This is a genomic window from Phormidium sp. CCY1219 (genome assembly GCF_055795085.1).
Window position 1 is genome coordinate 1 of sequence record NZ_JAYFEQ010000039.1, and the last position, 280, is coordinate 280.

1 protein-coding gene is annotated in these 280 nt (G+C 55.0%); it reads right to left on the reverse strand.

Features of this window, described 5'->3' with window-relative positions; genetic code table 11:
• A partial coding sequence (locus tag AC0QH1_RS00345; RefSeq protein WP_324628758.1) for a hypothetical protein occupies positions 1-280 on the reverse strand: 280 nt, incomplete at both ends.

The following is a 280-nucleotide window of genomic DNA, read 5'->3' on the forward strand; positions in this document are numbered from 1 at the left end:
GCAGGGTCTTCGGTGTCGTCGCTGCTCTCGTTAGATTCGGCGATCGCGTCACTGTCCTCGGACTCGCTATCGGAATTTTCTGTAGCATCTGTGTCGCTATCGCTGGCACTGTCATCGCTAGTGGCTACAGGCGGGCTTTCACTTTCGGTTTCGTCGGCTTCGGATGCTGATTCCGTGTTTTCTGCTGCTATTTCCTCGGTTTTGTCAGCGCTGCTGGTGTCTTCTTCTGCATCCGTTGGTTCGGTTTCGGCGCTGTCAGTGGCTTCGGATGTGACGGTTT